Below are 12,073 nucleotides of genomic sequence, written 5' to 3'. Positions count from 1 at the left end.
AGGCCGGGGAAAGCGTCAGCGTCTGTGGTAAGGTGGTGCGTTGATGATGAACGTTAAGCAGATTCTTTCCACTTCCGTCGCGGTCGTAGCGGCCGCCACTCTCTTCGCCGGCGTAGTGCCTGCCGCCAATGCCGCAGACACCGCCAGCACCACCACCGCAGTAGTGTCCTCCCGTTCCTTCCCGAAGGCCTCCGCCGCCAAGGCGAACCTTCTGGCAGAGTCCACCTCCACCTCGGTGGATGAGAATTCCGATTGGGGCGGCATCGAGACACTGAACGTGCCGCAGACCAAGTCCCAGTCCGAAAAGGACGCCGAAGCCGCGCAGAAAGCCGCCGATGAGGCCGCCAAGGCCCAAACCCAGGAATACGCGGCCAGCCGTTCCGAGCAGCGCACCGCCATCCCGCAGATTGATCTGGGATCCATGACCGGCAGCAGCGCCGACCTCGCCCGTTACGCCAGCCAGTTCACCGGCTATCCGTACGTCGCCGGCGGCAACACCCCGGCCGGTTGGGATTGCTCCGGTTTCGTGCAGTACGTGTACGCCCAGTTCGGCATCTCCCTGCCTCATTCCTCCGGTGCGCAGGCCGCCATGGGTACGCCGGTCGCCAGCCTCGCCGAGGCCCAGCCGGGCGATATCCTGGCCAACGGCACCCACGCCGCCATCTACATCGGCAACGGCATGGTGGTCAACGCCATGAACCCGGTGCAGGGCACGCAGATCGTCGACGTCTCCGTCTTCGGCGGCGCCGGATACGCCATTCGCCGTCTCCTGTAGTCGATTCCGGCGGGTCATGCAGGTCGCCGAAATCAACTGGAAACCATTTAGAACTGCCTAACGTTATGCCAAGGCGCGTCCCATTGCGGGCGCGCCTTTTTGCATATCTGCCTGTTCTTTTTGCGCGTAGGCTACCGCCGAAACCGAGTGTCGCGGGGTATTGTTGGTGATGTGCGGGGCTATCCCGTAATAACTTCAAGGAGGTCGTCATGATTAACGACAAGGCCATACTCGTCGGCGTTGACGGGTCGCATGCCAGCTACAAGGCAACATGGTGGGCCGCGAATTATGCCAAGCATGCCGGACTCACGCTGCAGATCGTCTGCGCGTATTCCCTGCCGAGCTACGCCGCCGTCTCGTTCGATGCCACATACACGGCGATGGGGGATGACAACGCCGCGCATTCCGATGCCCAGGAGATCCTGTCCAAGGCCAAGGCCATCGCGGACGAACAGGGTGTGGAGGCAGCCACGCTGATCGTCACCGGAGACCCGGCGTCCGTGTTCGTGGAATTGTCCCGCAACTACAACCTCATCGTCATCGGCAACCGCGGCAAGGGCGGTCTGGCCGAACGACTGCTCGGCACCACGTCCTCCTCGCTGCCGGCGTACGCCTACTGTCCGATCGTGGTGGTGCCCTACACCGACGACGACGGCAACCTCATGCACCTCAACAACACCATCACCAAGGTGGCCGTGGGCTCCGACGAATCCAAGTGGGGACTCAAGGCCTTGGACATCGCCGCCGACTTCGCCTCCTGCTGGGGCGCCGAACTCGACGTGATCTCCGCCGTGCCGAACCTCAAGGGCGTGGATGGCGAGGATGCCGTGATGGAGTCCTACAAGGAAGACCTTGACGTTCGTATCAAGCCGCTGCAGGAATCGCATCCGGACTTGAAGATCAACAAGCAGATCGTGTCCGGACCGGCCGTGAGCGCCCTGACCAAGGCCAGCTACGACCATGACGTGGTGGTCGTGGGCTCGCGTGGCCGCGGCGGATTCACCGGCCTGCTGCTGGGCTCCACGAGCCAGGGACTGCTGCAGCATGCGGTGGGTCCGGTGTACGTGGTGCCGCGCAAGTACGTGGAGGCCGCGGAATCCCGCCTCGACACCGTGCCGAGCTCGCCCGCCGAAGTGCCGACCAAGTCCTTGGAGGACATCGCCGGCGTCGAGGAGATCCCGGTGGATAAGGCCGAGCCGGAAGTGGCCCAGCAGATCGAAAAGACCATCGATCCTGATAGGCAGTGATTGATGGGTTTAAAACAATAAGAAACTGGCTCCCCTCGCCGAGGGGAGCTGTCAGCGGAGCTGACTGAGGGGAGTCGCGGATAACCGTGGTGCTCCCCTCAGTCTCACTTCGTTCGACAGCTCGTCCGGCAATTACGGACGAACTTCGTTCGCGTTTTTCTGGCTCGACTGTCGTCTCGCACATTGCCTACAAACAGCTCTGCTGTTCGCTTCACGGCAATGTCCTCCAAGAGGGGAGCCAGTAGCGTATGTGCTGTCTTACGGCAAAAGAGCCGTATGTCGCACGGCAAAAATCAGTGCTTGATGGTCACATCCATGCGGACCGGGGTCTCCTGCACGTACGTGTGCTTCACCGTGCAGCCCTTTTCGATGTGACGGGTGATGCGCTCCTTGAGCTTCGCGGCGTCCTCCTCGGACAGGCCAGCGTCGGCGGCATCCACCACGACATGCTCCTCGAAGGCGGTGTAGGCGTCGTTCTCGGGGTCGTAGGAGCCGTCCACCACGATCTTGGCACCCTTGCCCTCGCCAAGCGTATGCTCAATGGCGAATTGGCTGGACAGCGCCGCGCAACCGGCCAGCGCGACCTTCATCAGATCGCCCGGCGTGAACTGGCCGCGATCCTTACCGAACTTGATGTGAGCGCCGTCATCGCTGAAAGCATCCCACGAACCGTCCTTGTTGCGCTCAACCCACAGTCGCTTACCCATAGTGTGCCTCCTTACGGCATCTCATGGCATTGTTGACCTCTCCATTATGCCCCTATGCATCGCGTTCGTTACGCTTACGGCTCGAATGGCCGGAAAATGAGGCTTTCCGTGGGGTCGCTACATCAGTGCGACAGCCTAGGTAGGGCTCTGCAGATACCATGTTGCGCATGGCTTTGACCGAAGAACAGCTCGCAGACATCCGTACCCGTATCCCCGCGCGCCCCGAAACGGCCATTCCGATGCCGTACGAGGACCTGGTGCGCAAGATCCTGACCGAAGGCACCTTGAAGTCCGACCGCACCGGCACGGGCACCATCTCCCTGTTCGGCCAGCAGATGCGATTCGATCTTTCGCAGTACTTCCCGCTGCTGACCACCAAGACGGTCTTCTTCAAGGGACTGGCCTACGAACTGCTGTGGTTCCTCAAGGGCTCGTCCAACGTGCGCTGGCTGCAGGAGCACGGCGTGCATATCTGGGACGAATGGGCGGACGCCAACGGCGACCTCGGCCCGGTCTACGGCGTGCAGTGGCGTTCCTGGCCGGCCCCCACGCCGGAGGACCCGACCCGTACCATCGACCAGATCAGCAATGTGATGGACCTCATCAAGCACCACCCGGATTCCCGCCGCATGGTGGTCTCCGCATGGAATCCTGCCGAAGTGGAGCAGATGGCCCTGCCTCCCTGCCATGCGCTGTTCCAGTTCTATGTGGCGGACGGCCGGCTCTCCTGCCAGCTGTACCAGCGTTCGTGCGACATGTTCCTCGGCGTGCCGTTCAACATCGCGTCCTATTCGCTGCTCACGCTGATGATGGCCCAGCAGGCCGGCCTGGAGCCCGGCGAATTCGTGTGGACCGGCGGCGACTGCCACGTCTACGACAACCACATCGACCAGGTGCTCGAACAGCTCTCGCGTGAGCCGTACCCGTACCCGCAGATCGAGATTCGCAAGGCCGATTCGCTCTTCGACTACGACTACGACGACTTCACCATCGTCGGATACCAGCATCACCCCACCATCAAGGCACCGGTCGCCGTCTGATATCGGCTCGGCTCCCCCTCGCCGGGGAGCCATTCGTGCCATGGTGCGCCTACGACAACGGGCCGTCTGACATACCCACTACACTAAGGGCAGTTCCGCAATCCAGGAGGAGTAAGCGAAATGGAGCATGACAGTAGCCGTAGTGGCTATCACGAACCCGAGCCCGGATCTGCCGGGCTGTCTGCCGCTGAGGAGGACTGGGGTGACGATTTCCCCAAGACCTTCTCGGTGAATCTGATCTGGGCCGAAGCCCGCGACAAGGAAGGTCGCGCCGGTGCCATCGGTCTCAACGGCGGCATGCCTTGGCATCTGTCCGAGGATATGAAGCATTTCAAGGAGCTGACCGTATCCCATCCGGTGATCATGGGCCGCAAGACCTGGGAGTCGCTGGATCTCAAGTACCGTCCGCTGCCGAACCGAGACAACATTGTGGTCTCGCGTGACCCGCTGTACCGTGCGCCGGGTGCCACGGTGGTCACCAGTCTTGACGATGCGCTCGATATGGCCCGTCAGGAGGCGATTCCGGACGATGGTCTGGATCGTTCCGAAATCTGGATCATCGGCGGCGCGCAGCTGTTCTCCGAGGCCCTGCCGTTCGCGGACAAGGCCTACATCACGATGCTGGCCGCGAACGTGGACGCCGACACCTACGCTCCGGACATGGCCGCGCTGGTCGAAGCCGGACTGTGGCAGGAGACCGAAGTGGGGGAGTGGCACACGCCCGCCAATCCGAAGAGCGGCATCGACGCCTACCGATTCGTCCTGCTGACGAAGACCAAGTAAAAAACGAGAGAATCGACAGACCCTGGCATGCGGACGATTGCCGTTCCGTTGCCGGGGTCAGTCTTTCGAATGGCGGTTGCGTCCGTGCCACGTCCGCTACGTCCGTTATATCCGTTTCCCGACCTATGAAAGGTGATATGAGCACCAACAAGCCCTACACCGTCATGACCGTATGCACTGGCAACATCTGCCGTTCTCCCATGGGCGAGATCATCCTGCGCCATTTCTTCGACGAGCGCGGCCTGTCCGACCGCGTGAACGTGGAATCCAGCGGCGTGTCCGACGAGGAGTGGAGCCATCCGATCGACCCGCGAGCCGTGCGCGTGCTGCGCGAACGCGGTTATGGCGACGAGATCCCGCGAGACCACTTCGCCCACCGCATCTCCCGCGACGAGATCGAGCGCACGGATCTGTTCCTGCCGATGACCGCATCCCACATGCGCTCCCTGTTGCGCATGCTGCCGCCCGGCAAGCGTGCCGAAGTGCACATGTACCGCAGCTTCGATCCGAACCTGCCCAAGCCGAAGCCGGGTCACGAGGACCAGATTGACCTGGTGGATCCGTGGTATGGAGGCCAGCACGAGTTTGAGGTGGCCATCGACCAAATCGAGGAGGTCGCGCCGTACATCGTGGACTGGGTGGAGAAGCAGCTCAAGGACTAGGTACGTCCGTTGTTTGCTGGCTTATGAGTGGTTTTTGGCTCCCCGCCTGAGGGGAGCTGGCCGCAAAGCGGACTGAGGGGAGCACCCGTCATATCGGGTGTGTCTCATTCCATATTGACTAAGGTCTTCGTCTCTTTGCAGGGACGAAGACCTTATTGCATCAGAACATGTATCAGAACACCAACTGCACCAACAGCATGTACACGATGGTGCCGCCGGCGATTGACAGCAGCATGTTGCGCTTCCAGTAGTGCAGCAACACGATCGTCGCGCAGGCGATGAGTTCGGGGACGCCGTGCGAGCCGGTGAGAATCGGCGTATTACGCAGCGAATACACCACCAGCAGACCGGTCATGGCGTACGGCAGCACGGAGCCAAGGTATTCGACGAGACGCGGCGGCTGCTTGGACTCCGGGAACACGATGAACGGCAGGAATCGCGTGAGCATGGTGCCGATCACCACGGCGACAACGGTGAGCACACCCTGCCAGACGGTCATGGTCATGATTAACGTTCCTCCTTGGTCTCGGCGGCCGCGGTGGCGGTGGGCTGATCGCCGGCGTTGCGTACATTGGCTACGGTGTCATTGCCGTCACTGCCATCGTCGGCGATGTCGGCGGCATCGGACTTGAGTGTATCCAGATACGGGCGCAGCACCATGAACAGCACCAGCATCGCAATCAGCGAGGGAATCATGAAATCGTCCGAGCCGAACACCACGAGACATGCGAGCGAGGCCAGCACGCCGATGACGGCGGACAGGCGCTCGCGATGCTTGCCACCGAGCCACTGGTCGAGGAAGATTACCAGGAAGAGCGCGGTGAGCACGAATTCGAGACCGTCGGTGTTGAAATCGAGATGGGATCCGATCAGGCCGCCAATCGTGGCGCCGATCACCCAATACGACTGATTGAACAGCGTGACCCACAGGTAGAACCAACCGCGGTCGACGCCGTTCGGGATGCGGGCGGAGGAGTTGATGGCGAAGGTCTCGTCGCACATGCCGAAGATGAGGTACGGGCGCTTCCAGCCAAGACCCTTGAACGGGCCGAGCATGGACAGGCCGTAGAACAGGTGGCGCGCATTGACCATCAGGGCCAGCAGGAACGCGGCGATCGGGTTGAACGCGGAAAGCAGCAGGTTCACCGTGACGAACTCCATCGAGCCTGCGAAGATGAACGCGCTCATGCACATCGGCCAGACGAAGGAGAAGCCCTTCGTGCCCATGAGCATGCCGTAGGAGGCCCCGAGGAACAGGAATCCCATGCAGATCGGCACGGTCAGCGGGAACGCGGCCTTCAGCGCCGCGATGCGCGGGGATTGGGTGGGATCGGGAACGGTACCAATCGAATCCTGACTATCGTGCACAGGTGCTTCAGCCGACACTGAAGTGGTGGTGGCCATCCTGAATCCTCCTCTCCGTCAAGCCTTTGCGGTGCCTACGGAACACGGCATCGGCCTATCTTGCAGTCAGCGACTGTGCTACGAGAGCGAGAAGTGTCGCTCTCATGCATGCCGTCGAGCTGCTCAAACAACCTGTCAAGGATAACGCCCGCGGTGGAGGTATGGGGGTATGCGAGGTGTTTGTCGTCTATGCGATGGGGAGTCGCCGGCTACTCGTCCTGATAAAGCCCGAAATCCGCGATAAGCCGCTCATCCTGCAGAAGCTGGGAGCGTGTATGTTCCCCGAGCGTCAAGGACACCTCGCCGGCGAGGGCTTCGGCGATGATATCCACGTCCGTCTAAGAAACAAATACGCTGGTGAAAGACATTGAAAATGGTCGGGGAATGAGACCATGGCTATGAACATAACTGAACGTGTTGTTTCCGTTGCGGTCTCAGGCGTGTGCTCATCATTGTGCCCGGCCGGATTCTCCTCGAATGTCCGCGTCGGTCCAGTCCTGCTTCACGTAAGGATTCGAGATAGGCGTTTGATGGATGCGGTCCTCCACCTCGCTCCGGTTCCATTCGGATACGTATGAATATGAGATGCGTCCGGGGCGAGACGTTCGATTATGGACTGATAGGTGTCTCGTTCGGACAGTAGCGTATCGATGAGATATCCGGGTTCATCCGGGAAACGGTCCAGGCCTCGCACGTAGAAGTTCTTGCGGGAGTCATGGATGATCACAGGGACGCTGTCTAGCCGTAGCAGTTCCTTGAACATGATCAGACGACCGATGCGCCCGTTACCATCGGAGAATGGGTGCGTGGTTTCGAACATCCAGTGGGCGTTTGCTATGAGGAACGGGTCATCCTTTAGAGTTCGATACAATTCGAACACATGCTCCATGGCAGCGGGTACGTCTTGCGGCAGGGCGGTATGCACTTCCAGGATTTCGCTGATGACGTTCGGCAGGATTTTGTAGCCACCTACGTTGCGATTCGGGTCGAGTTCCTGGCTGGTGCCGCGTTTGAGCATCGCGTGTAGATCGCAGACCATGTCCTTGTCAACGGGGTCGTCAACATGGTCGAGTATCCAGTTGAACGTGCGGAAATGGTTCCGTGTCTCGACCACGTCATCGGCGCGGATTTCGTCGTCGGAATCGTGGGGCAGAAGGGCTCCGGTATTGTACAGCTGCGCGGTCTGCTCGGGGGAGAGTGTGGAGCCCTCCATATGATTCGAGTTGTAGGCGAACAGAATCTGGGTGTTGTAGTACAGGCCGCCGCCTACGTGCTGGTCGCGTTCCTGCCTCAGCCAATCTACTAGCCGTACTTTGCTGGCCATGTCGTTCCTCCCGGCAGTACAACTCCTTCTTCGCTGTTTGGCTTCGAATTCGAATGATAATCAGAAGCCAAACAGTGGAAAGATTATTGCCGTTTCGCCACGGTGCCATGACATCTTCGTCGGAACTGGCAACCGTGGTGTGCGGCTGTCTTGGCGACAGCGGGATACGAATGCGATGTGCATGATTCTGGTGGAAAACAGAAAAGCGCCGGAATCTTAAATCCCGACGCTATTCACTGCAATTATCTTCGTACCCCCAGAGAGGGGGATACGGCCCAGCGTCGTACAGGTCCATCTCCACCACTCCGGGGGCAAATAAATTTACCTTCATTACTTACAAAATCAATCATAGCAACGGTTCCCGCTTTCTTCCAATAGACACGCAAGCAGTGTTGCTCCTTATCGTCATCTTCATGCGGCTGATGGTCGAAACGACCTGTGACGAGTGATCGAATCAGCCTAAACCTCAATGATTGCAAGGCCTAAGGCACTAGAGGTGCATTTTTAGGTGCAATGGCTCACTGAGAGCGTATTCGGCCACTTGGTGGCATTTTTGGTGGCATTTTTCCGAGGCCGTTATGCCATGCCATCGATCTTGGATTCAGCACAAGGAGCATCATCATGTCCGCAAGGACGAAGAAGGACAGTATGGGGCCGTCGCCGGGACGGCGGAGCAGGTTCGGCACCGTGACGCCGCGCTACGATACCGCAGGCAATCTCGTCGCCTGGCAGGTGCGGTACCCGGACCCGAAACGACCGGGCAAGAAGGTCCAGCGTCAGTTCAAGCCGGACATGGAGCACGAGGCGCACCAGTGGCTCGAAGAGGAACGGCATCTGGTGGAACTGGATCGCAAGAACATCCAGGAATGGGTCCATCCGTCAGAACGCCGCCGCAGGAAGCGCGCGAACCTGATCTCGTTCGAGGATTACGTGACCCGGTGGGCGGAAGGATACCGGCTGCCGAACGGCGAGAGGATAGCCGGCGGCACGCGCCGGAACCTGTATCTCGACATCGCGCACTTCATGCCGGGCTTCAAGGGCAAGCTCCTGACCGAGATCACGCCGAAGGACATCAAACGCTGGTACGACGCGCCGCACCCTGAGGGGCAATGGGCGTTCCGCCGCTCATGCATGCGCCTGAAGGCGGCGTTCGCCAGCGCCACGAAGATGAGTATGGACGGCTCCCCGCCGCTGATCCGCGACAACCCGTTCATCCTGCCCATACCACCCGCGCCACGATCCGCCAGGGAGGACGTTCCACCGGTCACGCCGCTGGAACTCAAGCTGATCGCGGAGAACATGCCCGACTACACGAGACTGGCGGTGATACTCGCCACGCTCGTCGGAGGCCTCCGTTGCGGCGAGCTGTGCGGCCTGCAGATCAAGGACATCGACCTGAAGGCCAAACGCCTGACCGTGCGACATTCCGTCAACAGGGGCTATGCGGATCGCGGTTCGACACGCATCGCCAGGACCAAGACCGACTCCAGCCGGCGCACCGTGCCCATCCCCGACGGGCTCGTGCCCCTGATTCACGACCACCTGCTCAGGCACTGCGAATGGACGGACCCGGAAGCCATGGTCTTCCGCCCCAGACGAGCCTCGGTGATGAGCCAGACCACTTTGGAGGCCCAGTTCCGCAAAGCCAGGGAGAAAGCCGGCCGCCCCGACCTGACCTTCCAATCCCTGAGGGCGAGTCACGCGACACTGCTCATGCTCAAGGGCGGCACCCTGCGGGAAGTCATGGACGAACTCGGTCACGTCAGCGAGAAGGTCGCCATCAAGCACTACCAGCGCATCGTCGCCCGACACCGCAACCAGATCGTCAACCAACTCGCCGAAGACTTCATCAAAGCAGCGCAATGACCACATGCAGACGAATACGGATTGAGACGCCCTGTTGCCCTGTGTATACAGAACTATTCCCAATCTGGAATAGTTCTGTATACAATAGGAATATGGCTATCAGAACGAATCGGACGCTGCTCACACGGCGGGAAGCCGCCCGTAGACTCGGAGTGAGCGAGCGACGGGTCAGCGCGCTTCGCGCTGCTGGCCGGCTTGAATCTCTTTCCGTGGGAGGCGGCTCGCTGATTACGGAGGATTCCGTACGTCGCCAAGCACAGTGGCAGGGTGCGGATGGGCGTCCTTATTCACCAGACATGGCGTTCGGGGCGCTATACATGCTCAGCGGGCTCGACGCGCCATGGCTGGGCCGACAGCAGCGATACCGGCTCAGGGGATACCTGAGGCAGATGGATGCGGAGAATCTGACCCGTCTCGCGCGCAGGCGTGCGACGACGGTCGAATACTGGTGCAGGGACTCCAACCTCGACAAGGTCGAAACCCTCATCCGTCCCTCCGCCGCCACCGGAGCATTGGCCGCCTCGTTCCAATTGACCGCCACAGACGTGGTGGAAGGCTACGTCACCGCCGATGCTCTGAACGACGCCATTCGGCAATGCCGGTTGAAGCAAGGCGCGACTCCGGTCCGGGTACGGCTCCATGTCACCGACGATCTTCCCGCCGGTGAGGGCCCTATGCCTCTCGGCGTACGTGCGGCCGACCTGGCCGAATCCAACGACCCGAGAGAACGCCGCGCCGGCATGGAAACCCTTCAACAGCTGATCGACGAATATCATCGCAAGGAGCATCAGGCATGATTCCGACAATCCGCATCCCCAACACGGGCCATCCGTGGAATACCGTGTACGCGGTCGCCGCGGCGAACATCCCGGAATCATGGCTGCTTACGGGCGGGCTCATGGTCCAGCTGCACGCCATCATGGGCGGATTGACAGCACGACCCACCACCGACGCCGACCTGCTCGCCGACCTCATGGCGGATCGACGCGGCATCGCCAGACTGCGCGGCATTCTCACCTCTCGCGGGTTCGAGACGCAGCCGGGCACGCTGACCGGATACACGACCCGCATGATCGCGCCGAACGGCGACGTCGTGGACCTGCTGGTCGCCGATCACCTTCCCAAGTTCCTTGGGGCTGACGCGACCATCGCCGGCACACCGGTGCTATCCATGCCGGGCGGCGCGCAGGCAGTGGAACGCAGCATGCAGGTCCAACTCATCGATGACAAGGACGGCGCCGAAGTCGTGGTTCGCATCCCGGACCTGCTCGGCGCGCTGATACTCAAGAGCGCGGCCTACAGCGCCGACCACGCCGGCTACGGTGACCGTCACCTCTATGATGCAGCCATGCTCGCATCCCTCATCCCGGATCCCGATGCGGAGCTCGCACGCTTGCACAGCGGCACCGACCGCAAACGCATCAGACTCCTGCACGACAAGCTCATCGAGGATTCCCCGTACTGGGACAACCTCGATGAATCACACCGTCAAGACGGGCTCGACACTATTGAAACGCTCGCCACATGGTAATTGTCGGCAATTCCTTTTCTTGCAGATCCAGTTGTACCTTGCGAAAACCTTCAGATGAATGCGCCGTCTCGCATGGTGAGGGTGGTGTCGCATTGGGCTGCGACGCGTGGGTCGTGGGTGGCGAGGATGAGCGTGGCGCCTTGCCTGCATTGCGCGAGGAGCATGGTCATGATGGTGTCGGCGGTGTGCGTGTCGAGTGCTGCGGTGGGTTCGTCGGCGATGATGATGGCGGGGTGCATCACGGTCGCCCTGGCGATGGCGATGCGTTGCCTTTCGCCGCCGGACAGTTGCCCGGGCATGCGTCGTGCCTTGCTGGCGAGTCCGACTTGTTCCAAAGCGGCCGTGGCGCGTTGCTTGCGTTCGGCGCGTTTGATTCCGGGTTTCGCGTATTCCATGGGGATGGCGACATTGGCCCATGCGGGCTCGTCTTCGAGGATCGCGTAGTCCTGCGGGATGAAGCCGAACATGCGGTTGCGCCATGCGGAACGGTCCTTGTCGTTTTCCGGTGCCGGGCGTCCTTGCAGGAGCAGGGAGCCGGAGGTGGGTTTCATGGACAGGCCGATCATGCGCAGCAGGGTGGATTTGCCGCATCCGGACGGTCCCATGATGGCGATCGACTCCCCGGGCATGGCCTGCAGGGATATGTCGTGTACGGCGAGGAGCTGCGCCTGCCCGTCGGCGTATCGTTTGGTCAGGTTTCGGGCGTCTATGGTCGTCTGTGGCATGGTCGGTGC

14 protein-coding genes are annotated in these 12,073 nt (G+C 61.0%); 8 read left to right on the top strand and 6 right to left on the bottom strand.

Features of this window, described 5'->3' with window-relative positions; all coding sequences use genetic code 11:
- Positions 1-43: 43 nt before the first annotated feature.
- Both DF196_RS02805 and DF196_RS02800 read left to right on the top strand, forming a co-directional pair.
- On the top strand, positions 44-775 hold the full coding sequence (locus DF196_RS02805; RefSeq protein ID WP_109056383.1) for a C40 family peptidase: 732 nt from the start codon (positions 44-46) through the stop codon (positions 773-775).
- Between the two features lie 209 nt (positions 776-984).
- On the top strand, positions 985-2,022 hold the full coding sequence (locus tag DF196_RS02800; RefSeq protein ID WP_109056382.1) for a universal stress protein: 1,038 nt from the start codon (positions 985-987) through the stop codon (positions 2,020-2,022).
- 293 nt (positions 2,023-2,315) lie between these two features.
- Here DF196_RS02800 and DF196_RS02795 read toward each other — a convergent pair whose 3' ends face one another.
- A complete protein-coding gene (locus DF196_RS02795; RefSeq protein WP_109056381.1) occupies positions 2,316-2,729 on the bottom strand; it encodes an OsmC family protein in 414 nt (137 codons plus the stop codon).
- A gap of 239 nt (positions 2,730-2,968) precedes the next feature.
- On the opposite strand from DF196_RS02795, the gene DF196_RS02790 reads away from it, so the two are divergent.
- The 3 genes from DF196_RS02790 (at position 2,969) to DF196_RS02780 (ending at position 5,214) form a co-directional block, all read left to right on the top strand.
- The gene (locus DF196_RS02790; protein ID WP_193852557.1) at positions 2,969-3,769 is read left to right on the top strand and encodes a thymidylate synthase; all 801 of its coding nucleotides are present in this window, start codon (positions 2,969-2,971) and stop codon (positions 3,767-3,769) included.
- A gap of 120 nt (positions 3,770-3,889) precedes the next feature.
- Positions 3,890-4,552 carry a dihydrofolate reductase gene (locus tag DF196_RS02785; RefSeq protein WP_109056380.1) on the top strand — a complete coding sequence of 221 codons (663 nt, stop codon included), beginning with the start codon at positions 3,890-3,892 and terminating at the stop codon, positions 4,550-4,552.
- A 137-nt stretch (positions 4,553-4,689) separates the two neighbouring features.
- Positions 4,690-5,214: a low molecular weight protein-tyrosine-phosphatase gene (locus tag DF196_RS02780; protein ID WP_109056379.1), complete on the top strand. Its 525-nt coding sequence runs from the start codon at positions 4,690-4,692 to the stop codon at positions 5,212-5,214.
- Positions 5,215-5,386: 172 nt separating this feature from the next.
- Here DF196_RS02780 and DF196_RS02775 read toward each other — a convergent pair whose 3' ends face one another.
- The 4 genes from DF196_RS02775 to DF196_RS02760 all read right to left on the bottom strand — a co-directional run bounded on the left by DF196_RS02775 (position 5,387) and on the right by DF196_RS02760 (position 7,942).
- Positions 5,387-5,719 carry a branched-chain amino acid transporter permease gene (locus tag DF196_RS02775; protein WP_109056378.1) on the bottom strand — a complete coding sequence of 111 codons (333 nt, stop codon included), beginning with the start codon at positions 5,717-5,719 and terminating at the stop codon, positions 5,387-5,389.
- 2 nt (positions 5,720-5,721) lie between these two features.
- A complete protein-coding gene (locus DF196_RS02770; RefSeq protein WP_109056377.1) occupies positions 5,722-6,618 on the bottom strand; it encodes an AzlC family ABC transporter permease in 897 nt (298 codons plus the stop codon).
- Positions 6,619-6,827: 209 nt separating this feature from the next.
- Complete coding sequence (locus tag DF196_RS14025) at positions 6,828-6,950, bottom strand: hypothetical protein (RefSeq protein ID WP_277745237.1); 123 nt, start codon at positions 6,948-6,950, stop codon at positions 6,828-6,830.
- Between the two features lie 170 nt (positions 6,951-7,120).
- The gene (locus DF196_RS02760; RefSeq protein WP_241519555.1) at positions 7,121-7,942 is read right to left on the bottom strand and encodes a Fic family protein; all 822 of its coding nucleotides are present in this window, start codon (positions 7,940-7,942) and stop codon (positions 7,121-7,123) included.
- Between the two features lie 621 nt (positions 7,943-8,563).
- On the opposite strand from DF196_RS02760, the gene DF196_RS02755 reads away from it, so the two are divergent.
- The 3 genes from DF196_RS02755 (at position 8,564) to DF196_RS13765 (ending at position 11,339) form a co-directional block, all read left to right on the top strand.
- A complete protein-coding gene (locus DF196_RS02755; RefSeq protein ID WP_094667163.1) occupies positions 8,564-9,808 on the top strand; it encodes a tyrosine-type recombinase/integrase in 1,245 nt (414 codons plus the stop codon).
- A gap of 92 nt (positions 9,809-9,900) precedes the next feature.
- Positions 9,901-10,605 (top strand): helix-turn-helix domain-containing protein, encoded by a 705-nt coding sequence (locus tag DF196_RS13770; RefSeq protein ID WP_241519554.1) that lies wholly within the window; start codon positions 9,901-9,903, stop codon positions 10,603-10,605.
- Entirely contained in the window at positions 10,602-11,339 is a 738-nt protein-coding gene (locus tag DF196_RS13765) for a hypothetical protein (RefSeq protein ID WP_240542078.1), read from the top strand. Before DF196_RS13770 ends, DF196_RS13765 begins: the two co-directional genes overlap by 4 nt.
- 50 nt (positions 11,340-11,389) lie before the next feature.
- Here the strand turns inward: DF196_RS13765 and DF196_RS02740 are convergent, their stop codons facing one another.
- Positions 11,390-12,064, bottom strand: coding sequence for an ABC transporter ATP-binding protein (locus DF196_RS02740; RefSeq protein ID WP_109056375.1), 675 nt, complete (start codon positions 12,062-12,064; stop codon positions 11,390-11,392).
- Between the last annotated feature and the right edge of the window lie 9 nt (positions 12,065-12,073).

This window comes from Bifidobacterium callitrichidarum (assembly GCF_003129905.1).
Taxonomy (GTDB): Bacteria; Actinomycetota; Actinomycetes; order Actinomycetales; family Bifidobacteriaceae; genus Bifidobacterium; species Bifidobacterium callitrichidarum.
Note: the sequence above shows the minus strand (reverse complement) of the source record. Positions and strands in the feature narration are given on the sequence as shown.

Coding starts and splice junctions, on each gene's coding strand:
- DF196_RS02805 (WP_109056383.1), top strand. CDS start 44: ATGATGAACGTTAAGCAGATTCTTTCCACTTCCGTCGCGGTCGTAGCG.
- DF196_RS02800 (WP_109056382.1), top strand. CDS start 985: ATGATTAACGACAAGGCCATACTCGTCGGCGTTGACGGGTCGCATGCC.
- DF196_RS02795 (WP_109056381.1), bottom strand. CDS start 2,729: ATGGGTAAGCGACTGTGGGTTGAGCGCAACAAGGACGGTTCGTGGGAT.
- DF196_RS02790 (WP_193852557.1), top strand. CDS start 2,969: ATGCCGTACGAGGACCTGGTGCGCAAGATCCTGACCGAAGGCACCTTG.
- DF196_RS02785 (WP_109056380.1), top strand. CDS start 3,890: ATGGAGCATGACAGTAGCCGTAGTGGCTATCACGAACCCGAGCCCGGA.
- DF196_RS02780 (WP_109056379.1), top strand. CDS start 4,690: ATGAGCACCAACAAGCCCTACACCGTCATGACCGTATGCACTGGCAAC.
- DF196_RS02775 (WP_109056378.1), bottom strand. CDS start 5,719: ATGACCATGACCGTCTGGCAGGGTGTGCTCACCGTTGTCGCCGTGGTG.
- DF196_RS02770 (WP_109056377.1), bottom strand. CDS start 6,618: ATGGCCACCACCACTTCAGTGTCGGCTGAAGCACCTGTGCACGATAGT.
- DF196_RS02760 (WP_241519555.1), bottom strand. CDS start 7,942: ATGGCCAGCAAAGTACGGCTAGTAGATTGGCTGAGGCAGGAACGCGAC.
- DF196_RS02755 (WP_094667163.1), top strand. CDS start 8,564: ATGTCCGCAAGGACGAAGAAGGACAGTATGGGGCCGTCGCCGGGACGG.
- DF196_RS13770 (WP_241519554.1), top strand. CDS start 9,901: ATGGCTATCAGAACGAATCGGACGCTGCTCACACGGCGGGAAGCCGCC.
- DF196_RS13765 (WP_240542078.1), top strand. CDS start 10,602: ATGATTCCGACAATCCGCATCCCCAACACGGGCCATCCGTGGAATACC.
- DF196_RS02740 (WP_109056375.1), bottom strand. CDS start 12,064: ATGCCACAGACGACCATAGACGCCCGAAACCTGACCAAACGATACGCC.